Annotated in this window: 21 protein-coding genes and 1 pseudogene; 10 read left to right on the forward strand and 12 right to left on the reverse strand. The window is 62.5% G+C overall.

Annotated elements, in window-relative coordinates; translation table 11 throughout:
* Positions 1-233, forward strand: a pseudogene (locus D769_RS01715) (hypothetical protein); the annotation flags it as partial.
* A 181-nt stretch (positions 234-414) separates the two neighbouring features.
* A complete protein-coding gene (gene pstS / locus D769_RS01720) occupies positions 415-1482 on the forward strand; it encodes a phosphate ABC transporter substrate-binding protein PstS (RefSeq protein WP_008641489.1) in 1068 nt (355 codons plus the stop codon).
* Positions 1483-1531: 49 nt separating this feature from the next.
* Here pstS and D769_RS01725 read toward each other — a convergent pair whose 3' ends face one another.
* A complete protein-coding gene (locus D769_RS01725) occupies positions 1532-1873 on the reverse strand; it encodes a DHCW motif cupin fold protein (protein ID WP_008641490.1) in 342 nt (113 codons plus the stop codon).
* A gap of 72 nt (positions 1874-1945) precedes the next feature.
* On the opposite strand from D769_RS01725, the gene D769_RS01730 reads away from it, so the two are divergent.
* From D769_RS01730 to D769_RS01750, 5 genes are all read left to right on the forward strand, one after another.
* Positions 1946-2311 carry a hypothetical protein gene (locus tag D769_RS01730; protein ID WP_008641491.1) on the forward strand — a complete coding sequence of 122 codons (366 nt, stop codon included), beginning with the start codon at positions 1946-1948 and terminating at the stop codon, positions 2309-2311.
* A gap of 173 nt (positions 2312-2484) precedes the next feature.
* The gene (locus tag D769_RS01735) at positions 2485-5004 is read left to right on the forward strand and encodes an EAL domain-containing protein (protein WP_008641492.1); all 2520 of its coding nucleotides are present in this window, start codon (positions 2485-2487) and stop codon (positions 5002-5004) included.
* Positions 5005-5175: 171 nt separating this feature from the next.
* Positions 5176-5709 carry a cysteine hydrolase family protein gene (locus tag D769_RS01740; RefSeq protein WP_008641493.1) on the forward strand — a complete coding sequence of 178 codons (534 nt, stop codon included), beginning with the start codon at positions 5176-5178 and terminating at the stop codon, positions 5707-5709.
* Positions 5710-5757: 48 nt separating this feature from the next.
* Positions 5758-6945 carry a GGDEF domain-containing protein gene (locus tag D769_RS01745; protein WP_008641494.1) on the forward strand — a complete coding sequence of 396 codons (1188 nt, stop codon included), beginning with the start codon at positions 5758-5760 and terminating at the stop codon, positions 6943-6945.
* A 272-nt stretch (positions 6946-7217) separates the two neighbouring features.
* A complete protein-coding gene (locus D769_RS01750; RefSeq protein ID WP_008641495.1) occupies positions 7218-8645 on the forward strand; it encodes a sensor histidine kinase in 1428 nt (475 codons plus the stop codon).
* A gap of 26 nt (positions 8646-8671) precedes the next feature.
* Here the strand turns inward: D769_RS01750 and D769_RS01755 are convergent, their stop codons facing one another.
* The 3 genes from D769_RS01755 to D769_RS01765 form a co-directional block, all read right to left on the reverse strand.
* On the reverse strand, positions 8672-9169 hold the full coding sequence (locus tag D769_RS01755) for a thioesterase family protein (RefSeq protein ID WP_008641496.1): 498 nt from the start codon (positions 9167-9169) through the stop codon (positions 8672-8674).
* A gap of 484 nt (positions 9170-9653) precedes the next feature.
* Positions 9654-12314: an autotransporter outer membrane beta-barrel domain-containing protein gene (locus D769_RS01760; RefSeq protein ID WP_241227830.1), complete on the reverse strand. Its 2661-nt coding sequence runs from the start codon at positions 12312-12314 to the stop codon at positions 9654-9656.
* Between the two features lie 945 nt (positions 12315-13259).
* A complete protein-coding gene (locus tag D769_RS01765; protein WP_008641498.1) occupies positions 13260-14513 on the reverse strand; it encodes an Hsp70 family protein in 1254 nt (417 codons plus the stop codon).
* Positions 14514-14900: 387 nt separating this feature from the next.
* Between D769_RS01765 and D769_RS01770 the strand changes: the two genes are divergently transcribed.
* Positions 14901-15296 (forward strand): CzcE family metal-binding protein, encoded by a 396-nt coding sequence (locus D769_RS01770; RefSeq protein ID WP_241227831.1) that lies wholly within the window; start codon positions 14901-14903, stop codon positions 15294-15296.
* A gap of 12 nt (positions 15297-15308) precedes the next feature.
* Here D769_RS01770 and D769_RS01775 read toward each other — a convergent pair whose 3' ends face one another.
* The 5 genes from D769_RS01775 to D769_RS01795 form a co-directional block, all read right to left on the reverse strand.
* Complete coding sequence (locus D769_RS01775; RefSeq protein ID WP_008641501.1) at positions 15309-15641, reverse strand: hypothetical protein; 333 nt, start codon at positions 15639-15641, stop codon at positions 15309-15311.
* Between the two features lie 101 nt (positions 15642-15742).
* Positions 15743-16132 carry a nuclear transport factor 2 family protein gene (locus D769_RS01780; RefSeq protein ID WP_008641502.1) on the reverse strand — a complete coding sequence of 130 codons (390 nt, stop codon included), beginning with the start codon at positions 16130-16132 and terminating at the stop codon, positions 15743-15745.
* Between the two features lie 191 nt (positions 16133-16323).
* Entirely contained in the window at positions 16324-17865 is a 1542-nt protein-coding gene (locus D769_RS01785; RefSeq protein WP_008641503.1) for a tripartite tricarboxylate transporter permease, read from the reverse strand.
* Positions 17866-17870: 5 nt separating this feature from the next.
* Positions 17871-18353 (reverse strand): tripartite tricarboxylate transporter TctB family protein, encoded by a 483-nt coding sequence (locus tag D769_RS01790; protein WP_008641504.1) that lies wholly within the window; start codon positions 18351-18353, stop codon positions 17871-17873.
* Positions 18354-19180: 827 nt separating this feature from the next.
* A complete protein-coding gene (locus tag D769_RS01795) occupies positions 19181-19486 on the reverse strand; it encodes a hypothetical protein (protein ID WP_051705389.1) in 306 nt (101 codons plus the stop codon).
* Positions 19487-19947: 461 nt separating this feature from the next.
* Here D769_RS01795 and D769_RS01800 point away from each other — a divergent pair, with 461 nt between their 5' ends.
* A complete protein-coding gene (locus D769_RS01800) occupies positions 19948-20316 on the forward strand; it encodes a hypothetical protein (protein ID WP_035882786.1) in 369 nt (122 codons plus the stop codon).
* A 19-nt stretch (positions 20317-20335) separates the two neighbouring features.
* Here the strand turns inward: D769_RS01800 and D769_RS01805 are convergent, their stop codons facing one another.
* Positions 20336-20758, reverse strand: a complete 423-nt coding sequence (locus tag D769_RS01805; protein WP_008641514.1) for an Lrp/AsnC family transcriptional regulator — start codon at positions 20756-20758, stop codon at positions 20336-20338.
* A gap of 235 nt (positions 20759-20993) precedes the next feature.
* Between D769_RS01805 and D769_RS01810 the strand changes: the two genes are divergently transcribed.
* Positions 20994-21515, forward strand: a complete 522-nt coding sequence (locus D769_RS01810) for a universal stress protein (protein WP_008641516.1) — start codon at positions 20994-20996, stop codon at positions 21513-21515.
* Between the two features lie 46 nt (positions 21516-21561).
* Here D769_RS01810 and D769_RS01815 read toward each other — a convergent pair whose 3' ends face one another.
* Together D769_RS01815 and D769_RS01820 are read right to left on the reverse strand one after the other, a co-directional pair.
* Complete coding sequence (locus D769_RS01815; protein ID WP_008641518.1) at positions 21562-22257, reverse strand: LuxR C-terminal-related transcriptional regulator; 696 nt, start codon at positions 22255-22257, stop codon at positions 21562-21564.
* 192 nt (positions 22258-22449) lie between these two features.
* The gene (locus D769_RS01820) at positions 22450-23523 is read right to left on the reverse strand and encodes an NAD(P)-dependent alcohol dehydrogenase (protein WP_008641520.1); all 1074 of its coding nucleotides are present in this window, start codon (positions 23521-23523) and stop codon (positions 22450-22452) included.
* Between the last annotated feature and the right edge of the window lie 42 nt (positions 23524-23565).

Raw genomic sequence — 23565 nt, forward strand, 5'->3', positions numbered from 1 at the left:
CACCCGCGCCCAAGGCCGCCGCCCCTGCGGCCCCCGCCACTGCCACCGAGAAAAAGACCACCGCCGCCGCCCCGGGCGGAGGCCCTGGCCAGGTCTGGGTCAACTCGTCGACCAAGGTCTACCACTGCCCGTCCGATCGCTACTACGGCAAGACCAAGAGCGGCGCGTACATGTCAGAGGCCGACGCCAAGGCCAAGGGCTACAAGCCCGATCACGGCAAGGCCTGTTCCTGAGCGGGAACTGACGCGGGACCCAGGGCTCCGTGCCCAGACAGTCCAGAGGTATCCCGGGCAACCGCGACGCCTCTGGAGATGTCATGCCCCGATCATTTGATCAATCCAGACAGCAAGCCGATCCGAAAGATCTTGCTCTTGCGCCGCTACAATGCCGGCTGCCCACTTTCCATGAACGATCATGCTCAAGCGCACTGCGTTGGCCATTCTTGGCTTGGCGCTCATCACGTCCACTGCCGTAGCCGCTGATATCCAGGGCGCGGGCTCGACGGCGGCCGCGCCGGTCTATCGCGTCTGGTCGACAGGCTATGCCGCGGCCACCGGCACCCGGCTCAATTACGCGGCGGTTGGATCGGGCGAAGGTATTCGTCGTATCCGGGAAGGGCAGGTCGATTTCGGCGCGTCGGATGTGCCGCTGTCTCCCCAGGAAGCAAGCAAGTCCGGGCTGGTCTGTGTGCCGACCGTCGTTACCGCTGCGGTTCCGGTGATCAACCTGCCTTCCGTCCCGAAGGGCCAGTTGAAGCTGACCGGCGATTTGCTGGCGAAGATTTTCCTGGGCAAGGTCGATAGCTGGGATGCGCCGGAGATCCGTGCCGTGAATCCGGGGCTCGCCCTGCCGAACCTGAAGATCCACCCCGTGGTGCGTGCCGACGGTTCGGGCACCACCTATCACTTCAGCGCCTATCTGAGCGAGGTGAGTGCCGATTGGAAGTCGACGTATGGCACCAAGTCCGCGTTCTCATGGCCGGCCGGCTACACCGGTGCCAAAGGCAGTGGCGAGGTCGTGAAGGCGGTCCAGAGCAACCGTGGCGCTATCGGCTACATCGACTACAACTACGTGCTGGATGAAGGTCTGAATCCGGTGCAACTGCGCAATGCAGATGGCAACTTCGTCAGCGCCACGGTGGGCGGATTCCGCGATGCGGTGGTGCACAGCAACTGGAACCGGAAGGGCGATTTCACGGCCAGCCTGGTCAATCAGGCGGGCGCCGACGCATGGCCGATCACCATGGGGACGTTCGTCGTCGTGCCGGCCGTCAGCCGCGCCGGTGAGCGCACGCTCGAGGCCATGAAGTTCGTCACCTGGGGCTATCTCCACGGCGACCAGCTCGCCCGCGAAGCGAAGTTCGTGCCGCTGCCCGGACAGGTGCAGGCGAACGCGTATCGGGAACTGGCGCGCGTGACGGATGCCAGCGGCAAGGCCATCGGCCTGCAAAGCATGGCATCGCCCGCAGGCAAGGCTCAGTAATGTCTCGCAATGGGGTACCCGGGCCGGATGGCAGGGCGTCCCCGCTGCTTCAATCGACGATGAACAACGTGGCACCCGTCGCGGTACGGGACTGATGGGCCTCGGCGTCGTCGCCGACCTGATAGCTCATGCCCGGCCGCAGCATGAATTGACGGCCGTCTGCGAGCGTCGTTTCCAGTTCGCCCTGCAGGCAGAACAGGACGTGCCCCTTCTTGCACCAGTGGTCCGCGAGGTATCCCGGCGAGTATTCGACCATGCGCACACGCACCCGGCGGTCGCCGTCGCCGAAGTACTGCGTGCGCCAGTAAGCCGCTCCGGTTTCTCCCTTGTGCTCGGTGCGTTCAATCTGCGACCAGTCGGTCGTGCCAAAGGGAAAGGCGTCCATCTTCATGCTAAGTTTCCAGGGGCGATTGAAGGCCGGGATTCTACACCTGCCAGCTTTCAGGCTTTCCCCGTATCGACTATGACCCGCACGTTTCGCACCATCCACCTCGCGCACATCCACTGCGTGTTCCGCTGCCTGGCCGTCACTGGTCTCCTGGCTTTCGGCAACGCGCATGCCACCGACATCGACTGCGATCCGTCCGTCGTGTCTGCCCGACCGGTGCCGGCGCATCGCATGATCTGCGAGTCCGCGCTGTTCTCGATGGGCTACCAGCGCATCTTTGCTGATCAGCAGCGGCAACTCAAGGCTGGATCCATCACCGAGTCGGAAATCGCGGCGTTCCGCAAGAAGCGGGACGCCTGTGATTCGGCGGCGTGCCTGGATACGGTCTTCCGGGAGTGGAAGGCGTTCGCAGCCCAGGCCACCACCCGTCGCAAGCCATAACGAAAATCCCCCAATATCGAATATCGGCTGGATGGCCGATTTCTTTACCGTACCTTGGTAGGGGACATGGCTCGGGCTCCGGGGCAGTTTGACCTTAATCAAGGTTTCGCAGCCCTCCCGTCGCTACGCTGCCGGCATTTTCATGCAAGGCAGAAGCGTTTTCGGGGAGAGAAATGCCACAACACACGCTGGATCTTGAAATCGATCACCTGATATCGAGATCCATCCTGGAGTGCGGCCCGCGCACCAGTGTCAGCGAAGTTGTCGCGATGATGGCGCAGCGCAGTTGCAGCTCGATCGTCGTGGTGGACCAGGGGCAGGTCGTCGGCATCTGGACCGAGCGGGACGCGCTGGCGCTCGGCGAGATGAGTGATGCGCTGTCGCGCCCCATCGCCGAGTTGATGAGTCATCCCGTACTGGCGCTGGACTGCCGCACCAGGCTCGGCGATGCCGCGCTGTACTTCAAGAGCAAGAGCATCCGCCATTGCCTGGTGGTGGATGACAGTGGGCGTCCGCTCGGCATGTTGTCGCAGACCGACCTCGTCATGAATCAGGGCGCCGAGTATTTTCTGCGCCTTCGCCCGATTCACTCGGTCAAGGTTCCGCCGCCGGTCATCGTCGACCCGGAAGAGAAACTGGCTGCAGTCATGCGTGTCATGCGTTCGGGCGGACTGAGCGCCGTAGTCGTCCGCTTTCCCGACGACGAGTACGGCATCCTGACGGAGCGCGACGTCGTGCGGCTGGCTGCCGCCAACGCGCTCGACGGCATCGTGTCGGATCATGCCAGTCGTCGCCTGCATTCGCTGGCGCATTCCAACAGCTTGTATTCGGCCCGGAAGTTTCTTTCGGACCATCGCTTGCGTCACGTTGGCGTGCTCGACGATCAAGGCGAGCTGACGGGTCTGCTAAGCCTGTCGGACATCCTGTGCGGTATCGAACACGAGTACGTGCATGAGCTACGGACGGCGCTGCACGAGCGCGACGAGGCACTGCGGCGATCCAACTACCATCTGCGGCTGGCCGATCGCGTATTCGAATCGACGCTCGACGGCGTGATGGTGACCGATCTGAACGGCGTGATCGAGCAGGTGAATCCAGCCTTCACGCAACTGACCGGCTACACGCTCGACGAGGCCATCGGCCGGACGCCGCGGATGCTGAGTTCGGGGCGCCAGGGTCCATCCTTTTACCAGGAAATGTGGAGCCAGTTGCGCGCGCAAGGTCACTGGAAGGGCGAGATCTGGAATCGCCGAAAGAACGGCGAGCTGTACCTCGAGCATCTGTCCGTCTCCAGCATCTGCAATCAGGCCGGCGAATGCACGCATTACGCGGCGATCTTCTCGGACATCACGCATCGCCGTATCGCGGAAGAGCGCCTGAACCATCTGGCCATGCACGATCCGCTGACGGACCTGCCGAACCGCACGCTGTTCAGCGAGCGGCTCAAGCAGGCCATCATTCGCGCCCGGCGCGCGTCCAGACGTGTGGCCGTGTTGTTCCTCGATCTCGATCGCTTCAAGATGATCAACGATACGATGGGGCACGGCACTGGAGACGACGCGCTCAGGATCATTGCCATGCGGCTCAAGCATGCCGTGCGCGAGAGCGACACGGTGGCCCGGCTTGGCGGGGACGAGTTCACGATCGTTGTCGAGGAGATCGAGGACATCCGTCATGTCGCGCATATCGCGCAGGTGCTGCTGGAGGTGGTTGGTCAGCCAATCGATGCGGCCGGGCGCAGCGTGTTCGTGACGCCGAGCATCGGAATCAGCATTTATCCGGACGACGGCACGGATCAGCAGCAACTGTTGATGCAGGCCGACCGCGCCATGTACGAAGCCAAGCAGGAAGGCAAGAACACCTTCCGCTTCTTCGCCACGCAGATGACTTCGTCCGCGAAGGAAAGCATGGCGCTCGAGAGCGAACTACGTCGCGCGCTGACGCGCCGCGAGTTTCGCCTCCACTATCAACCGATCTACGACCTGGGCTCGGGAAGGATCGTCAGCGTCGAAGCGCTGCTGCGCTGGCAGCATCCGACGCGCGGGCTGCTGTCACCCGGTGCCTTCATCGATGTGGCCGAGGAATCGGCCCTGGTCGTGCCGATTGGCGCCTGGGTGTTGCGCGAGGCGTGCCGGCAGGGTGCGGCCTGGCTCCGGTCGGGCTTCGAATTCGGCCGCATGTCGGTCAACCTGTCTGCCAGGCAGATCCGCCACGAGCATTTCCTGCATGACGTCTCCGATGTGCTGAGCGACGCCGGCATGCAGCCGGAGCATCTGCAGCTTGAACTGGTGGAGAGCATGGCCATGACCGGAAACGGCGTGACCGAGCTGGTGCTTGGCGAACTGGCGCGCCGCGGTGTCGGTCTGGCCATCGACGACTTCGGAACGGGCTATTCCTCGTTTACCTATCTGCAGACGCTGCCGGTCAATACCGTCAAGGTGGATCGCTCTTTCCTGACCGCTGTGATCGAGCGGGAGCGCGACGGTGCGATTCTTCGCGCGATCGTTGCCATGGCCCGTGCGCTTGGCCTGACCGTGGTGGCCGAGGGCGTGGAGAACATCGCCCAACTGCAGTTTCTGCGCGAGATCGGTTGCGACCGCGCGCAGGGTTTTCTGCTTGCCAGGCCCGGACCGGCCGAGGTCCTGACCGCCCTGGGCAATGCCGCGCATCCGTTGATCGCCTCGGGGGCCTGACTCGCAGCGCCGCCGCGTCGCCCGTCGATCTGCCGGGGACGCGCGGCCGAACGGAAGAACGGACGCACGCACTGGAGGCACCCACTAAGGTGGGGGACCGGTCGTGCAGCACCGGTCCCGTTCGTTGTTTCATGGCATGATTGAGCGATCAAGGTCTCCGACTTATCTGCCATGACAGCGGCCCTACTCGTCATCGATGTCCAGCAAGGCCTGTGCGAAGGCGATGAGGCCCCGCTCGCCCACCGCGACGTCATCGACCGCATCAACGATGTTGCCAGCAAGGCGCGCACCGCGCGCGTGCCCGTCATATTTGTCCAGCATGAATCGGTGGACGACTACCTGCCGTATGGCTCCGCGCGCTGGCAGCTCGCAAATGGGCTGACTGCGCTGGAGAGCGACCTGCGCATCCGCAAGACCACGCCGGATTCTTTCTTCGGGACGACACTCGAGGCGACGCTGAAGGAGCACGGGGTGACGCACCTGGTAATCTGCGGCATGCATACCGAGTACTGCGTCGATACCACCACGCGGCGTGCGCTGGCGCTGGGCTATCCGGTGAGGCTGATCGAAGATGGTCACACCACTGTTTCGAATGCGGCCTTGTCTGCAGGGCAGATCATTCACCATCACAACCTCACGCTGACGGGTATCAGCAGTTTCGGCCCGCGCGTATGTGCGGTGCTTGCGGCGGACATCACGTTCTGATTCGTCAGAGCCATTGTCAGCCGCTCTCACAGAAGCCCTTGCGCCCCCGTGTCGTTCTGCAACCAACTATCCCTGATCAACCCTGCGGTCTCGCTGATCTTCGCTGGCTGCTTCCTGGTGGTCTGGCGGCAGCTCCGCAGCCAGCACCTGCTGGCGTTCGGGGTGTCCTTTGCGCTTTATGCCGTGGCGGTGGCCATTCAGGTCCTGTCTCCGCCGAGCGATTCCGTCTGGACGACGCTCGTCGCCGCGCCGTTCTACATCGGCAGCACGATGCTGATCGCGTGCGGATTGCTGTGGCGCGCTCATGTCGAATCCACCACCGCACTGGCCGCCTGTTCGGGGGTGGCCATCGTCGAGTTCTCGCTGCTCGCGTACTTCCATTTCGCGGTACCTGACCTGACGGCGCGGATATATGTACACAACGTTGGCGCCGCGCTGATCTTCGGCATTGCGCTGGCTCAGCTTGGCGGCTTGCGGCGGGGCAGCGTGGCGGATCGAGCGATCTACTGGGTTTTCGTCGCCTTTACGGTGAACCTCGGCGTGCGGCTGCTGCTGAGCACGAGCGCACCTCCGCACACCGACGAATGCGGCAGGGCATTTTCGAGCTATTGGACGTATTTCCAGGTAGGCCAGACGCTCTTCAATGTCTTCTTCAGCCTGGTGCTGCTGGGCTCCGAGATTCACGCGCTGATCGAACGGATCCAGCACGAGCGGGATACGGATGCGCTGACGCGGCTTCACAACCGGAGAAGCTTCGAGGAACTCGCGCGCGCGACGATTTCGCGGGCCAATGGTGGGGTGCCCGGCCTGATCCTGGTGGACCTTGATTTCTTCAAGCTCATCAACGACAACCACGGTCACGCCAGTGGCGACGCGATACTCGTGGAGTTCGCGCGGATCGTCAGGCGCGTGGTGGGCGCGCGGGGAATCGCCGGCCGGCTTGGGGGCGAGGAGTTCGCGGTGCTATTGCCGCGGACGACCGGGGAGGAAGCGATCCATATCGCCGAAGAGATTCGGGAGACCCTCGAGCGCGCGCGTTTCGAGACGCTGCCGGATAGCCCGCGTGTGACGGCCAGCTTTGGTGTGGCGGTGTGGCAACCGCTGGAATCGCTCGATGCGCTGATGTCTCGTGCCGACGGGCTGCTCTATACCGCAAAGCGCAGCGGTCGCAATCGCGTGCACCACGCGCACGAACAGACGCCGATGCAGGAAGTGGGCAGCGAACGGCTGCCCTGATACCAGTGCGCGGCGGCTGCGCGTTCAGCCGAACTTGCGCAGCGCGTCCAGCGCGAGTCCCGCGCCGATGCTCCGGCATCGGGCGAGTCGCTTATCCGGCGATCGCGATAACACCGGGCGTAAAGCCGTCGACCCGTACTTCCCCTTCGGTCTACGAGTTAACGATCCATTACAACAGAATGAAAACAAATTCAATTCGGACTTAGCAATCCCACCGTACCATCTTGCCTCGTCCAATTGAGTGGCACACCGTTTCCGACGGATGCCCCGACATGTACGCAATCCTGCCTTCTTTCGTTTCGGCGATTTTCCTTGGTTACGGCTTATATGTTCTATCGAGCCAGGGCGTGACGCGCGTGTCGACCTCATTCTTCTTGCTGTGCGCGATGACGTTCGCCTGGCAAGGCTCATGGGCGTTCCTGTTCGGGACCGAGACTCCAGACGGAGCCATGCAGGTGGCGCGGTTCGGCTATCTGTTTATCCTGTTCCTGCCCACGACGTTCTATCACTTTGTCTGCGAGGTGACAGAATCTCGCAAGGAATGGCCCCTTCTGATCGCCGCCTACGGCGTGAGTCTGGTGCTTTCGGTACTGTTGATGAGTAGCGATCTGGTCGTGTCGGGTTACTACACGCTCTACTTCGGCAAGTATCCGAAAGCAGGGTTACTGCATCCCATACACATCATGCAGACCGTGGCGCTGGCCCTGCGCTGCGCATGGCTGCTGCTCAAGGCGCGCGCAAACGCGACCGCCGAGCGCCGACGCCGCTTCGGCCTGTGCCTGCTTGCGTTGGGACTGTTCTCTCTCGCCGCGGTTGACTATGCCGTGAACTTCGGGGCCAGGTTCTATCCGCCGGGCGTGTTCTTCATTGTGCTGAGCCTCGGCGTTATCGCGTTCAGCGTTGTACGTTACGACCTCATGCGGCCGTACTCTCTCGCCGCGACCGTCGCGCATGAAGTGCGCACACCGTTAGCGACTATTCGCATGCAATTGCAGGAAGTCGAGAATGCGTGGCCGCACCTGCACCAGGGCTACATCGCCGCGGTGGAGAACGGCATCCTCGAAGACAGAATGCGCCCTGGGCAAATCGAGCGGACGAAGCAGTTGATCGGCGGGATGTCACGAGAGGTTGACGGCACCAGTGCCGTGATCGACATGACATTGGCATCGCTGACGCTCGAGCGACTCGACCGCAGCACCTTTGCGCCCCACGGGCTCGCCGAGTGCGTGGCTGCGGCTATTGAGCGCTATCCGCTCATGCCAGAGGAGCGTGCGCGTGTGCACATCCGCGGTTTCGCCGACGACTGGAAGTTCGTTGGCTCCGACACGCTTCTGATCTACGTATTGTTTAACCTGCTGAAGAACAGCCTGTATGCGATTCACTCGCATGGCAGCGGCAATATTGAAATCTCTGGCGAGATCGAGGGCAATTACTACCTGATGCGGTTTCACGATACTGGCCCAGGGATTCCAGCGAGTATTCTGCCTCGTCTCTTCGAGCCATTCTTCTCAACCAAGGCACATGGCCGCGGTCACGGGCTGGGATTGTCCTTCTGTCGCCGCGTCATGGAAGCGTTCGGCGGACGCATCGAATGCGCGTCTCAGCTTGGCGCGTACACGACCTTTACCCTGCGTCTGCCGCGCTTCAGGCCGTGCGACTCGGGCCTGGATCAACCACTCCAGACCCGAGTCGCGGGCTGACTTCAGACTGCGACTACGATGCCCACCTAGTTGGCAAATGGCGAAGCAATCAGTTCATATTCCTTGACCCGTTCGATGATCTCGCGCGGAAAGCGGGTGATCCGCTTGTCCTTGCCCGCGAATACGATCTGCTGGTAGCCCAGCGACACAGGACGGCCCTCGACGCTGAAACGAAACAGCAGATAAGCCGAGCACTGGCGAACCTGGAACGTGTTGAGGTGGCAATCGACACGCTGGAACGGAAACGTTTCTTCGACATATTCCTGATGGGCGCGTTTGGTCACGAATGTGCCACCGGCCGCGAGCAGGTTGCCATGGATGCATTCATGGAACCAGCGCTCCCGGCAGATGCCCTGCCATTCGAAATAGCGCGCGAAGTACGTGTTCATGAAGGCATTTGAATCCTTCAGATAGATGTCGATGACATGATGGAACGTCTTTTGCGAACTGCCCTGCATGGCGCCCTGCTCGAACATGGCAGTGCCACGGGTCAGCATTTGGGGAATCACGTCACGCGTAATCATGAATTGCTCCTGAATGGTAGCTGCTAGGCGGCAGCCGGCGCGTGCCCCGCGAACGATATGGGACACGGCACATTCTGGCCCGATGTGCGGTTCACGCTCTACAGGCTTGCGTGCTGCGTTCACGCCGCAACACCTGTCGGCAGACCTTGATCCAACTCCGCCCCGCCTCGGAATAGAGGCGAATGATTTCAGACGTTTCGGAGATCTTTGCGGGGGTTTCGGTGCCAGGAAGCTGTTGGGGAATGCATCCGTGCCGCGTTTGCGCGGGCGCGGTCGGCGAGGTTCGGAACTGCAGTCCCGGGCTACCGTGGATGATTTGCGGCTTGCGCAGAGGACATCCACGCTTTCAGCGAATGACCAAACGGCACCATGGCGTACGAGCGTCCTTTGAGTCGTGCCGTATTGATCGGGTGCTCCGGATGGCCGGATGTCACCGCCGAGAACTATGCCGACGCGTTCCTGTTTGAGCTTCAGGAATCAGCACTCACCAGGCATATTTGATCCCGGCGCGCAGCGTGTACTGGTAGAAGCTCTGCGCCCCCCAGGCGCCCGACACGTTGGACCATGCTGTCCAGCGTTTGCCCAGATCCGCGTTCACACCGAGCTTCACCTCGTAGCGGTTGCTCGGATACATGCTGCCCAGCGGCAGGTCGTTGAACGAGATGCTGCTGGACACACTGGTGTGCCACCAGTTCAGCGTCAGGTATGGCTGAATCTTGCGGTCGTCAGCGCGCAAGAACGTACGATGAAAGCGCGCGCCAAGCCGGGTGATCCAGCCGTGCGAGTTGGCGCCGGTGACGTTGGTACCGTTGGGTTCGGTGATGTCGGATTCGTTGTAGCCGACATAGATCAACTGGCCTTGCGGCTCGATGACCCAGTCATTGCGCAGCGGCACCGCATAGCCGGTCTCGCCAGACGCGGCCCAGCCTTGCGCGTTGTAGCGCACCGATGGCAGGTACTGCCCATCGACGTGGTTGGTGAACCAGCCGTACTGCAGCCAGGTGTCGACGTAGGCCCCGAGTTTCTTCTCGTCGTTCTGATACCACGTGGCGTAGCCACCCACGCTCCAGCCCTCGACGGTGCCCTTGGCGCTGAACGGGTTGTTCTGTGCGTTGGCGTTGGTGTTGGCGTAGCCGTAGCTGCCCATCAGGCCGAGGTGGCCGCGGTCGGCGCCGTTGCCGAAGATCTTCCACTTGGCCAGTTCGGCGCCGCCCTGCATCATGAAGGTGTTGGTGCGGGCGGTGAAAATGCCGTTTGCGCTCTTGCTGCCCAGCCAGTTGCCCACCGCGCGCAGCCATCCCGAACGGGGCTTGTCCTGATCGGGATTGAAACCTTGGCCCTCGACGTACTGAGGCTCGCCCAAGCGGTCATGCAGGCTGTGTACGAACATCTCGCCCACCAGCCGCTGGTTGGCCAGATAGGCTGCGATTTCGGGGCGATAGAGCGGTTCGGGGGGAGAGGGGGGCGTCGGCGGTGCCGGCGGTACCGGGTTTGCCTCGGAGCGCAGGTACCAGGCGTCGGTATTGGTACCGTCGGCGTTGCCACGGAACAGGCGGTACTCGTAGGCACCAGCCACGGCGCGGCCGTCGAGTGAGAATGCGCCAGGCAGTGTGGTCGCGCCATTGACCGTGTCAACGACCAGGATGCCGTCCGCCTGGGTCAACTGCCCTGGTCCGCCGGCGTTGGCAATACGCAGCCGCGTTGTGCCTGTCGCCGAGCCGCCGTCGATCACGAGCCGGTCTGACGGCGATCCATCGGTACCTAGGTACGTATTCAGGCCAATCAAGCCGTTTGCCCCGGTGTAGCTGTTTGCAGTCAACGTCTTGAAGACGCCAGCCGTCGACGCTCCGAACAGGATTTGGCTCGCGTCGTTGGTGAGCGTGGTCACGTTGGAATTTGCGGTCAGATTCCAGACGGTCCCTTGGATCAGTGACACCTTAGACGTGGTGCCGGCCTCGGTCAGTGCTGCACCGTTCAGCACCGCGCCAGACGCGATGATATTGGCGGTGGTGACCGAACTGCTGATGGGTGCCACGGGGCTACTTAGCGTCTGCAGCACGCCGGCCCCAGGGATGGCGGTCGGCGATGTGTTCACGACGAGCGTGGGGTTATCCGGGGCGAGAAGCGAACCTGCGGAAAGGGTCGTCGTACCTAAAACATGCAGCCAGTTCGGAGCGCCGGTAACCGTCGTGCCATTCAGCGCGACCTGCGCGGTTCCGCCACTGACCGCAATGGCATCCGATTGGGCGCTGCTCAAGGTTCCGCCATTCCATGTGGCAGTTGCCGTGAAGCCGGTATCGCTGCTGAGGACAAGGCCCGCAGCGTCCGTACCCATTGCCTGTACAGTGGCGTTGGTAGCGTTTAGCGTACCGTTATTCACGCGGGCGGCAATGGCTGACGGTCCCGTAGTCGTGACTGACGTGCCGTCAATGTCGATGCGCGCCCCCGCGCCGCGCGCATACAAGCCGTATGAGCCATTGCCTTCGGTCTGCACGGAGCCGCCGGTCAGGCTGACACGCACGACGTCTGTGTTTGTCGTGCCCCACGCGGTAACGCCAGGCGCGTTGGTATTCGTCGACGTAACGATGACATTCTTGCCCGTGACGAGCGAGTTGGGGCCATAACTCAGCAGACTATAGCCGCTGGTTCCGGTCGTCTTGAAGCTCGAATCTTGCAAGGTGATGGTAGACCCAGAATTCGCATAGACTGCATACGCAGAGGGTCCTGTTGCCGTTACGGTCAGCCCAGTGCCGGAGATCGTGGAGCCGGTAATCGCAAAGATACCGTAGGCGTTGCTGCCGCTGGTATTGACCGTGACGTTGGCCGCGGAAATGTCCGAGCCAATAGCAAACAAGCCGTAGGCAGTACCGCCAGCGGTGAGAATGCTGCCCCCATTCATCGAGACCGATCCACGGATGCCGTTGAGCACGTTGGAGATGACTCCGTAAGCGCCGTAGGTGCCGGTTGCATCCGAATAGAGTCCGCCACGCGTTTCGATGGTGACGCTATTCAGCGTGATGCGACTGCCGTACGCGTATGCGCCCGACGCACCCAAACCTTCGGTAAGAATCGAAGCATTTGTCAGCGAGATGCTGCTGTTATGGCTTGCCACTGCGCCGTAAGAGCCAACTGGTACGCCGCTCACATTGCCATATCCGCCGGTCGTATGGATACTCAGGCCCCCAGTTGAGGTTGCCGAAGTGTTGGTGTTCTGCGTCCACAACGCGGCGGACGCGCCGCCCGTCGTTGACAGTGATATGCCGCCCGTTCCGAGGTTGACGGTTCCGCCAGTCGCATAGATGGCAAACGCGTTGAACGCGGTGGCGGAGAGGACCACCGGGCCAGGAGAAGGCCCTGCGCTGGGATCCACAACGAGGGTCCCGCCAGTAACGCGCGCAGCCGTGCCACCGGGTGTCACCGATGTACCACCCACGATTGTGGTCGTACCGCTACCGACGTTGACCGTGGAGGTCACGGTCCCGGGGCCAATGGTTTGCGCCAGCGTCTGCGGAACGACGCCATAGAGGATGGATATCGCAGTACCCAGTGGCCAGAGCCGACGTGTGCGCGGTTGCCGCTGACGAATAGCGCATCGGGATAAGTGCAGCGTATTGTCCAGCATAGGAATACCTCCCAGCCCAAGGCGTAACCTTGCGGGTTTGTATCGCAACCGCGCATTGTGCTGGTATCCAGAGAATGGATGCCAGAATTCCTACACTAGTGCATCCGCCAGCTCTTGCGCTAGATGATTAAAGAAACATTAAGATCACCACATTAAATTATTCGTGGCATCTCAAGTCTTGAAGGACTTTATCGACCGGCACCGAGGGATACGCGGGGTCGAGCCAATATGCAGGTCTACCGTGCCGACAAGGTGTGGCGTCGACTCCAGTGCGGGGACGTCCCCGTGGATCGTTGTACCGTGGAGCGCCTGATGTGGCGCTACGGCTAGCGCGGAAAAGTGGTTTGCACCACGGTCGGCGATGCCAAGTAATCCAGCCTGCTGGACGTGGACACGCAAGTATCGAAAGCAATCGATCTCGCCCAATCCCGGCAGGCGTGTACTTCATCGTGTGCGGCGAACACGCGCTCAGCCGAACTTGCGCAGCGCGTCCAGCGCGAGTCCCGAACCGATACCGCCGAACAGGTCGCCTTCCACGCGGCGCGCGCCCGGCAGCAATTGCGCGAGCTGCTCGCGCAGCAGCGGCACGCTGCTGGAGCCCCCTGTGAACAGGATCGTGTCGACGGCCTCGGCCTTGACGCCAGCCGTCTTGAGCATGCCCTGCACCGTCGTGGCGGTCTTGTCGACCAGTTTGGCGATGGACTCGTCGAAGGTCTCGCGAGTGATGGCGAGCGTGGTGTCCGGCGCGATACGGGCCAAGTCGACCACGGTCTGCGCTTCCGCAGACAGCGCGATCTTGGCGGCTTCCACCTGGATTGCCAGCCAGTGGCCCGCGCGCTCGCGGATCAGCCGGATCAGGCGATCGAGCTTCACGGTGTCGGCGGCATCGCGGTAGTTGTCCATCACGATCGACCAGGCCTTGCGTGTGTAAACCAGGTTGATGGTGTGCCAGCTCGCCAGGTCAAAGTACTGGCCCGAAGGCATGGCCTTGCCGTTGCGAAGCTCACTGCCCAGGCCCAGCATCGGCATCACGCTGGCGAGGCTCAGAGCGCGGTCGAAATCGGTCCCCCCGATATGCACACCACCATTGGCGAGGATGTCGTCGCGGCGGTCAATGTGGCGGGCGCGCTCCGGAGACAGGCGAACGAGCGAGAAGTCGGACGTGCCGCCGCCGATGTCGGCCACCAGCACGAGTTCTTCACCGCCGATGCCGGCCTCGTAGTCGAAGGCTGCGGCAATCGGCTCGTACTGGAACGCGATATCGCGGAAGCCCGCGTCGCGGGCGATCTCGGCCAGCGTGTCCTCGGCAAGCTGGTCGGCGGCGGGATCCTCGTCGATGAAATGCACCGGTCGGCCCAGTACGGCCGAGGTGAACTCGCGGCCGGCGGCGCGTTCGGCGCGGCCCTTGAGTTCGCCGATGAAGTGCGCCAGCAGCTTGCGGAAAGGCATGGCCTGGCCCATCACTTCGGTGCTGTCATCCATCATCGACGTGCCCAGCAGGCTCTTGAGCGAACGCATCATGCGCCCCTCGTAGCCGGCCAGATAGTCGGCCAGTGCCGCGCGGCCATAGCTGACCAGCGGGTCTTCCGCATGGAAGAAGATCACGGAGGGCAGGGTCGCCTTGTCGTCCTCGAGCGACAGGAGCGTCGATGCGCCCGGGCGAACCCAGCCCACGGTCGAGTTGGACGTGCCGAAGTCGACACCACATGCGTTTGCGATCATGAAATTCCGGATGAGGGCAGAGGTGCAAGGAGAGGCGGAGCCAGGGGCGTCCGCCGCGCGGGGCGCTATTGTATTGGTTTTCCTTGCGGTGGGTATGAATGCGGGCGCGATGCGATTGCGCGGCCCATTTCATGTGGCGTATGCCGCAATGAGCGGAAAAAAATGACTTGGTTTTGTGAAATCAAGTCATTTTATGAATTCATGAGATGGGGCTACTCTGTCACCTGGGTTGACACCAGACATCCTGAAGCCCGACGGAGACATCGCCCCTCCGTGCCACGACTGCATCGCCCCTGATTGACAGAGCCCGATCGGCAGCCCGGCAAGAATCCGGCGAAGCCAGCCTTGCCGCGGACTGCCATCCGGGGCAAGGTCAAGATCCCTATCATGACCACGAAGAACAACACCGTCTCCCTGCTTACCGCAGCGCTTCTGCTCGCCCCCGCACTGGCATGGAGCGCCCCCGCCCCGGTTCCTGCCGACAGCACCGCAGCCCCCGCCGTCCTTTCCCCCGTCCTTTCCCATGACAGCGCGCTGTTCGGCTCCCGGGCTGCCCTTGATACGGTGACCCGCACCATCGATGTGGTGCCTGGCATGAAGCGTCTGACCGTTGCATCGGGCGAGTCGGTGGCGATTCGCGCGGGTGGACGTACCGTCGGCTGGACGTTCCTGCAATCCATCAACGGCAGCGCCATGAACCTCGCGGTGCTGATGCCCGGCGTGCCGCAGGCGCGGGATGTCTACGTCTTCATCGAACCCAGCGAGATCTATCGCGCGGGTTGAGCCGCGCCCAGATCAACGTCCCATGCGCCGGTCATAGCTCTGCGAGATGCGGTGCACCAGGTCTGGGTCGCGGGAGTCGTTGGCGTTGAATTGCACTCTTACGCTCCCGTCCGGCTGTTGGCGCACCCAGGCCGAGACCGGAACGCCGCCGCGGTCGCCGGAAATCTCGCCGCTGACCTGGTTTTGCACCGCGATCGCCACGCCCTGATCGCGCATGGCATCGGCGGCGGCGAAGAACGAGCGGTCGTAGCTGGCGGGCACCGTGCCGGGAGGGTAGCCGTAGTAGGTGCAGCCGGCCAGCGCCAGGCCAAGGCAGAGCGTCCAGATCGAAAGCAGGCGTGTCATGGCGTTCCCTCCCAGTTTCCATGGCCGGTGTGAACCTATTCTAGGTGGCCCCGGCGGGAAAATGTGCCGATTTCGACTGGCTTGTTACGCCCCCCGGGGCGTTACTGCGCTGGTGCCTTCGGTGCTGCGCTGAACGTTTTGTTCGCGATCTTCCAGACGCCGTCGATCTGCAGCAGGTTCATGTAGTCGGTGAACGTTACCTCGGGGTACTGCAGCACGACCTTGGCGGTGGCGGCATTGCCGACCACGTCAAAGCTGGCGATAAAGCGCCGGCGCTGCGCTTCGTCTGCGGCGGGCTCGCCCTGGAAGCGGGCCGAGAATTCTTCCACGGTCAGCGAATGCAGGGTGCCGTCACGGAACGAGATGATGCGGGCATCGGCATGAAAGGCCTTGCGGACGTACTCGGCGCGGCCGGTGCGGTGCGCTTCCAGATAGTGCTGGATCGGTTCGAGGGCGGCCAGGTATTCGGCCGGGATTGCTTGGTTCGTCATGCTGTGTCCTCCAGTGCGTATTGCGTATTGCGTAGTGCGTATTCGGAAACGCCTCGCTGTTGGTCCGCGGGCGGTTTTCATTGTATCCGTAAATTGCATACAAAACGGAGTTGGGCAGCCCAAAAGAGAAAGCGGCCGGATGCCCTGAAGGCATCCGGCCGCATCAGTTACTGCGAACCCGATGGGCTGGCTTACTCGTTGACCGCCAGTTCCGATTCCAGCACCTGGATGGCCGTCTTCTTCGGCCCGCGATTGCGCCAGGCCGACCACGTCACGCCAGCCAGCAGCAGCGCCGAGATCACCACGAACGTGCAGCTGATCGGGCGCTCCACGAACACGGCCAGGTCGCCACGCGACAGCAGCAGGGCGCGGCGGAAGTTCTCTTCCACCATCGGTCCGAGCACGAAGCCGAGCAGGATCGGCGCGACCGAGAACTCCAGGTACATCAGCAGGGCGCCGATCAGGCCGAAGGCCAGCACTTCCCAGATCTGGAACAGACTGCTCTGCGTGCTGAATACGCCCACTGCGATGAAGAACATCGCCGAGGGGAACAGGTAGCGGTAAGGTACCTGCAGCAGCTTGACCCACACGCCGATCATCGGCACGTTCAGGATCATCAGAATCACGTTGCCGATCCAGAAGCTGGCGATCAGGCCCCAGAAGATGTCCGGGTGGTCGCTGATGAGCTGCGGACCCGGGGCGATGCCCTGGATCATCAGCGCGCCAAGAATCAGCGCCATCACGGCGTCGCCCGGAATGCCCAGGCTCATCGTCGGGATGAAGTCCACCTGCGTCTTCGAGTGCGAGGACGCTTCCGGCGCTGCCACGCCAGCGATCATGCCGGTACCGAACTTCTCGGGCGTCTTGGAGATCTTGCGTTCGAGTGCGTAGGCCACGAACGTCGTGATCGTCGGGCCCGTGCCCGGCATCGCGCCGAACAGCGTGCCTACGCCAGTGCCGCGCACCATCGGCCAGAAGGCCTCTTTCAGCTCGGCCAGGCTCGGACGCATGTCGCGAATGCGAAGCTTGGCGTTGGAGGTCACCGCGGTCATGCGGTTCACGTTCAGGATGAAGTCAGCCACCCCGAACAGGCCCATTGCGATGGCCACGAGTTCCAGACCATCGCTCAGTTCCGGAATGCCCAGCGCGAAGCGGAACGTGCCGGTGTTGACGTCGGTGCCGACCACGCCGCAGAGCAGGCCGAACAGCGTCATGGCCACGCCCTTCAGCGGAGAGCCGCGCGACATCGTCGAACCGGCAAGCAGACCCAGCAGCATGATCGAGAAGATCTCGGCGGGACCGAACTTGAAGGCGATGGTCGTCAGCAGCGGCGACGCGAAGATCATCACGAGAATGCCCACCGACGCGGCGAAGAACGAGCAGATCATCGTGATGCCCAGCGCCGTGCCCCCTTTGCCAGCCTTGGTCATCGGGTACCCGTCGATACAGGTCACCGCGTGTGGCGGGTGCGAAGGCAGGTTCAGCAGAATGGCGCCGATCGCCCCACCGTACTGCGAGCCGTAGAAGATACCGGCCAGCATCAGGATGGCGGGCACCGGGTGCATGACGTAGGTGAGCGGCAGCAGGATCGAGATTGCCGAAAGCGCGCCCATGCCTGGCAGCACGCCGATCAGGTTACCGACCAGCACGCCGAAGAACGACCACATCAGGTTGCTGCCCTGGAACGCTACCCCAAAGCCGAACCAGAGATCATGTAATGCATTCGAAACCATGGTACTCACGCCCCCCACGTAAACATCGGAAGCTGCAGCTGCAGCGCCCACGAGAACACCACTGCCGCAATAACGCACATGGCAATGGAGAGCAGGAACGCCTGCTTGATGCTGTTGCTGCGATCACCGAGCGCGGAAATGAAGACGATGGCGAACGTGGCCGGAATCATGCCGCCGTACTTGCCGAACAGCAGGAATGCCAGCGTGCCCAGCACGATGCAAACCGTGCCGCGCAGGTCCGGCGCAGCGTGGCTGTGTCCGTGACCGGAAGGCTTGTCTTCCTTGGGCTCGTCGTTGCGGGCGGAAACGGCGATGAGGACGCCGACGAATGCCAGCAGCGCGCCCACTGCTACCGGGAAGAAACCGGGGCCCATGTGGCTGAGCGAGCCGGTGTGATACTGCAGACCGGCCATTACGGCAGCGAGTCCGACCAGTGCCATCAGCGTGCCGCCGTAGTAGTCCTTCTTGAATCCTTTGGCGTGGCTCATCGGGTGGCCCCGCTCTGGTTGCGCCACACGGGCTGTCCTTCGGCTCTGTCCGCTTCCACTGCGCGGACGCCGCTGCATCGACTGGTCATGCTCTCCTCCTACCTTTCAGAATGCCAACGGCCGCGAACCCTGGTGGCAGGAACCGGCGGCTCGTTGGATCTGGGGGAATCTATAAGGAGCGTCTTCCAATCGCCTTTCGTTAGCCTTGCGCGAACCTTTCGGGAAACATCATCTTGTGATGTATAAGAGTCTTTTACGCCGAACTCAGTGAAATCCCTAGGGGGCTTTCCGTATTGTCGGAAAAAGGGAAGTCAGGCAGTGACGGGTTGGGTTGTATCTGCGACAAGTCAATTTGAATTGACTGAAAAACGGCAAAAAAAACGCCCGCGAAATCGGGGGATCGCGGGCGAGATGCTTGCATCGTGGGGTCAATTCACGATGGGGTCATTTAGCCATGCACCAGTACCCGTTGTCTCCCCTTCGGCAGGTGGCTTGCGGGCACAGACGTATTCGGTGTAGATCACTCCGCCGGTTGGGCTTCCGGGAACTTGTAGGGCTGAGGGGGTACGCGTTGGCCGGGCTTCTACTGGAAGTAGCCTTCGGCGTTGTAGACACTGACTGACCAGAAACGATCGGCCGGCACGTTCTTCATCGCAAGGCGACAAGGCGTGTTGCCCGAAGCCTTATCGCGGGCAAGACATTCTTAATGCGATGGATTAATTGAGATTTGGAGCCCGTGATGCGGGATCCAGGGGTTGCGTGATACGGAAAGGTCTACCTGCGTCGATGCGCCCCTGGCCGGAACGCATCGATCTTTCACACTGCCTTCAGTGGTGTTTCTTGCTCTTCTGAGGTTGGGTGGACGTCGTTGTCGCCTGTGTTGGCGGGACGAGGAACGATGCCTGCGACAGTGGTGCCGCCGGTCCGGTCACGGCTTGGCCGGGCGGCGATGGCGAGGTGGTGGTCTGGCCGTTCTCGTAGCCGGTGGAGACGGCTTCGAGATAGCCGGGCGGGAACTTCTGCTCCGGTGTGGCCGTGGGTTGGGCGTAAGCGGCAGCGCCTGCAATCAGCGCGATGGCGCCGACAGCCAGCGGTTGCCCCAAAGTGATGGGCAGGTAGGCTCTGGGATGCATCAGCAGCTCCTTCTTCACGACGTATTGCGACGACCTGCCGCAGCGATTGCTGCAGCAATGCACGGATGGGACGGCGCCTTCCACGGATACCGGCCTGCGCGACGCGGACGTGACGGCTGCTTCGACTGAACACGCTTCGAGCCATCCACAAAAGGATGGCCGGCAGTCAGCGCCAGCATCGACTGTGTGTCAGGGATGGGGGTGGGCGGAACGTACAGGTTCCGCGCGAGGGAGGGAGCTCGGCCTTCCTCACAATCTGCCACGGAGGCCGCGAAGTCAAACCGATTTACACATCAGGCGAGAGACCGCCCGCGGCGGTGTACGCGAAGGCACGGCCGTGCGTTCGATGTTGCCGCGGCAGTGACTGACGCGACAGGATAGCAGCGGCGTTCATGGCGATTGCGCGGGCTAGACTACAGGGCATCGAGCAACTAGGCCAACGCTGATCCTGGAGGCCATCAATGCATAAATCTGCAGACGACGCTGAAGATGCCGTTAGCCGCCCCAAACCGCAGATGGTGCCGGCCGGCTATCGCCAGGGCATTATCACGGCCATTACCGTGCTGCTGGGTTTTTCGCTGGCCTTCTGGCGTTTCTGGGGCTTCGAGAGCCCCGGGAAGTGGAGCGTCCGAGCGTTGTTCGCCGCGTTTTGCCTCGTCTCCGCCGTGGCACTGCAGATTCTGTCGCTGTTCCGCGCGTTGCGCATTGAGGACGACGAGGTGTCCGAGTATCGCAGGACCGTACGCTGGTTTATCGCGTCTGCCATTGCACTGCTGCTTGGACTGACCGCCGCCATGTTCGACGCCGCGCTTGCCGAGGCAGTGGATTGAGGCCGGGTCTGGCAGGCACCTATAGCTTCAGTGTTGAAAGCAGGATGCTGGTCTCAGTATTGGCAATGCCAGGGATCAGGCGGATGGCACTGAGAATGCGGTCGAATGCCTCCAGCGTATCCGCGCGCAGTTCGGCCATCAGGTCCCAGCGGCCATTGGTGGTGTGCAGCGCCACGACGTTCGGGTGACCGCGTAATTCACGCCGCACGTCCTCGCTGTGGTTGCCCTCGATCTCGATGCTCATGATGGCGCGGATACGGAACGCCTCGGCCTCGGGGCGCAACCGGATCGTGTAGCCGACGATCGTCCCCTCGCTCTCCAGTTTTGCCAGACGGTTCTGCACCGTGGCTCGCGCCACGCGCAGCTTCCTGGCAAGCGTCACCACGGGCATACGAGCGTCATCCCGCAGCAAGGCAATGAGTTGTCGGTCGGTATCGTCCATGGGTCTGGCTTATTGCCTCATTGATTGGGCAAAGTGTAATGCGAGAACCAATTTCTGCCCATCGTCCGCATGCAATTTGGCTCGGCCACGGCGGGTGAGCGTACCGGGAGGGACGAGGTCGGCCAGCGCGGGAAAATTTTTACGGGCTTTTTACTGCGGGCCGCAATCCTTTGATCCGATATCTATAAGCACATGCTTACCCTTGAGTCAGGGATATGGATGGACCGAGGAGATCATGATCAAGATACTAGTGCCGGTGAATGGCTCGGAATGCGCGCTCGACGCGGTGCGCCATGCGGCGTTCCTGTATCGAGAGAGCGGCGTGGCCGAGGTGGTGCTGCTGAACGTGCAGCCGCCGCTGGAGCATTCGCGGGCCAGCGCCTTTCACTCGCTTGCGGCATTGCGCGAGCAGGAATCGCAGGATGGTGAGTGCGCGCTGGAGCAGGCGAGCAATATCCTCGACGATTCCGGCGTGCGCTATACCGCGATGATTGGCGTCGGCAGCCCGGCGCAAGCGGTGGCTAGCGCGGCGACGGCTTTGAACTGCGATGGCATCGTGATCGGCGTGAACCTGTGGTCGAGAATCAAGGCATGCTTCGGCGCCGGACTTGCCTCGGGCATCATGCGCAAGACTTCCGTGCCAGTGACGGTGGTGAAGTCGGCTGGAGCAAGCGGCGCGCTCACCAGCCAACCCTTGCCGCCCGTTCTGCCGGCTTCGCATCGTCACGCCAGGCCGACGCTGGTCGTGTATCCGTAGACGCATGACATGCATGTCATCGTTTGAGCGGTAACGGTAACGGGTGTCATGGATCGGACGAGACGGTCGCCAGTGCGGCGCCCTTCTCGCGCGCCATGAAGACCGCCTCCGACTTGTTCTTGGCCGCGAGTCGCCGATAGAGCTGCAACGTATGGCTTTTCACGGTCGGGACGGAGATACGTAGTTGTCTGCTGATGGACTTGACCGAGAGTCCTCGCGACAGCAGCACGAGCACCTCGTACTGGCGCAGGGTCAGCCTGAGCAGCCGCGCTTCGCAAATGTATGCCGGCACCCGCGTGCTGCCGTGCACGCCTACCGGTGTTGGCACGGCAATCGGGGTAGCCGGCGCAATCGGCAGAGTTGGCGCCAGCGCGTGAATGCCGGCCTGCGCGCAGGCGATCAAGGCGCGTAGCGCACATTCGATCTCAACGGCACTCGCGTGCTCGGGCAGCCACGACAATAGCGGCGCGAACGGGTTGGGCGGCATCCATTGGACTTCGCCGCCATGCGCCAGGAATAGCACGCAGCGCACGGCCGATGCGGTTTCCAGTAACTGGTGCATGTCGATATTGGCGCCGCGCGGCAAGGCGCCAAGTACCAGCAACTCGGTACCGTGCAGAGAACACGGGGTCTCTGGCCGTGGCGTGATGACGCTGCTGTCGTCCACGTCTGCAATGCGATTGAGAATCCGCTGGATGCCAAGCCCGACCAGCGGGCGAAATTCGACCACGGTTGCCCTCATGATTGCTCCCCTTTGTTTCTGTAGTTATTTGACTGCGAGCAATCAGACCGCAAGAAGCATTCCATATGCGCGGGCACGCAAAAGCCGCGCCGGCACGCCAAAAGAAACCCCGGGCGTGTTACGTGTCACGTAACACGCCCGGGGCAGGCTTGTGGAACTGGCGGGTTTGGCAGGCAGGGGGCCTGCCGGGCGTCAAGGCGTGATGGCTACCTTGAGCACGCCGTCGCGCTGGTGTCCGAAGAGGTCGTAGGCGGCCTCGATATCGGCGAGCTTGAAGCGGTGCGTGACCAGCGGGCCGAGGTCGATCCGCTGCGTTTCGATCACGTTCATGAGCCGGCGCATCCTTTCCTTGCCCCCCGGGCACAGCGACGTAATGATGCGGTGATCGCCCAGACCGGCCGCGAAGGCGTCCAGGGGAATCTTCAGGTCGCTGGAATAGACGCCAAGACTCGACAGCGTGCCGCCGGGCTTAAGCACGCGCAGGGCCGATTCGAAGGTGGACTGCGTGCCGAGTGCTTCGATCGACGCGTCGACGCCACGGCCGCCCGTAATGCGCAGGATCTCCTGCACTACGTCGGTATTGCGGAAGTTCAGCGTGACATCGGCACCCATCTGACGAGCGATGTTCAGGCGGTCATCGATCCCATCCACGGCGATGATCAGCGACGCGCCACGCAGGCGGGCGCCAGCCGTCGCGCACAGTCCGATCGGACCCTGCGCGAACACGGCAACGATATCGCCGATCTTGATATTGGCGTGCTCCGCGCCGGAGAAGCCCGTGGACATGATGTCGGGACACATCAATACCTGCTCGTCGGTCAGCCCGTCGGGGATGGGCGCGAGGTTTGCCTGCGCGTCCGGCACGAGCACGTATTCGGCCTGGGTGCCGTCGATCGTATTGCCGAAGCGCCAGCCGCCCATGGGCTTGTAGCCGTGCGAGTGGGCTTGTCCGTCCTGCGACGCGCAACCGTCCTGGCACGCGTAGGAGTAGAAACTGGGGCAGATCGCGCCCGCGATGACGCGCTGACCCTCGCGATAACCGGTCACGCCACTGCCGAGTTTCTCGATGATGCCCACCGGCTCGTGACCGATCGTCAGACCCCGCTCTACCGGATACTCGCCTTTGAGAATGTGGATATCGGTGCCACAGATCGTGGTGGTGGTGATGCGGATCAGTGCGTCGGTGGGGCCGACGGCCGGGATCGGCTTTTCCTGTAGCACGATCTTGCCGGGCCCCTGAAAAACCGCAGCTTGCATGCCTGCCATGTCGAGACTCCTTCTGGTTGGCCTGAAAGGCCGCCCGCAGCC

It is taken from the genome of Cupriavidus sp. HMR-1 (assembly GCF_000319775.1).
In the GTDB taxonomy this organism is placed as follows: domain Bacteria; phylum Pseudomonadota; class Gammaproteobacteria; order Burkholderiales; family Burkholderiaceae; genus Cupriavidus; species Cupriavidus metallidurans.

Excerpts from the sequence above, each read along its gene's own strand:
- pstS (WP_008641489.1), top strand. The coding sequence starts at position 415 with ATGCTCAAGCGCACTGCGTTGGCCATTCTTGGCTTGGCGCTCATCACG.
- D769_RS01725 (WP_008641490.1), bottom strand. The coding sequence starts at position 1,873 with ATGAAGATGGACGCCTTTCCCTTTGGCACGACCGACTGGTCGCAGATT.
- D769_RS01730 (WP_008641491.1), top strand. The coding sequence starts at position 1,946 with ATGACCCGCACGTTTCGCACCATCCACCTCGCGCACATCCACTGCGTG.
- D769_RS01735 (WP_008641492.1), top strand. The coding sequence starts at position 2,485 with ATGCCACAACACACGCTGGATCTTGAAATCGATCACCTGATATCGAGA.
- D769_RS01740 (WP_008641493.1), top strand. The coding sequence starts at position 5,176 with ATGACAGCGGCCCTACTCGTCATCGATGTCCAGCAAGGCCTGTGCGAA.
- D769_RS01750 (WP_008641495.1), top strand. The coding sequence starts at position 7,218 with ATGTACGCAATCCTGCCTTCTTTCGTTTCGGCGATTTTCCTTGGTTAC.
- D769_RS01755 (WP_008641496.1), bottom strand. The coding sequence starts at position 9,169 with ATGATTACGCGTGACGTGATTCCCCAAATGCTGACCCGTGGCACTGCC.
- D769_RS01765 (WP_008641498.1), bottom strand. The coding sequence starts at position 14,513 with ATGATCGCAAACGCATGTGGTGTCGACTTCGGCACGTCCAACTCGACC.
- D769_RS01770 (WP_241227831.1), top strand. The coding sequence starts at position 14,901 with ATGACCACGAAGAACAACACCGTCTCCCTGCTTACCGCAGCGCTTCTG.
- D769_RS01775 (WP_008641501.1), bottom strand. The coding sequence starts at position 15,641 with ATGACACGCCTGCTTTCGATCTGGACGCTCTGCCTTGGCCTGGCGCTG.
- D769_RS01780 (WP_008641502.1), bottom strand. The coding sequence starts at position 16,132 with ATGACGAACCAAGCAATCCCGGCCGAATACCTGGCCGCCCTCGAACCG.
- D769_RS01785 (WP_008641503.1), bottom strand. The coding sequence starts at position 17,865 with ATGGTTTCGAATGCATTACATGATCTCTGGTTCGGCTTTGGGGTAGCG.
- D769_RS01790 (WP_008641504.1), bottom strand. The coding sequence starts at position 18,353 with ATGAGCCACGCCAAAGGATTCAAGAAGGACTACTACGGCGGCACGCTG.
- D769_RS01795 (WP_051705389.1), bottom strand. The coding sequence starts at position 19,486 with ATGCATCCCAGAGCCTACCTGCCCATCACTTTGGGGCAACCGCTGGCT.
- D769_RS01800 (WP_035882786.1), top strand. The coding sequence starts at position 19,948 with ATGCATAAATCTGCAGACGACGCTGAAGATGCCGTTAGCCGCCCCAAA.
- D769_RS01805 (WP_008641514.1), bottom strand. The coding sequence starts at position 20,758 with ATGGACGATACCGACCGACAACTCATTGCCTTGCTGCGGGATGACGCT.
- D769_RS01810 (WP_008641516.1), top strand. The coding sequence starts at position 20,994 with ATGATCAAGATACTAGTGCCGGTGAATGGCTCGGAATGCGCGCTCGAC.
- D769_RS01815 (WP_008641518.1), bottom strand. The coding sequence starts at position 22,257 with ATGAGGGCAACCGTGGTCGAATTTCGCCCGCTGGTCGGGCTTGGCATC.
- D769_RS01820 (WP_008641520.1), bottom strand. The coding sequence starts at position 23,523 with ATGGCAGGCATGCAAGCTGCGGTTTTTCAGGGGCCCGGCAAGATCGTG.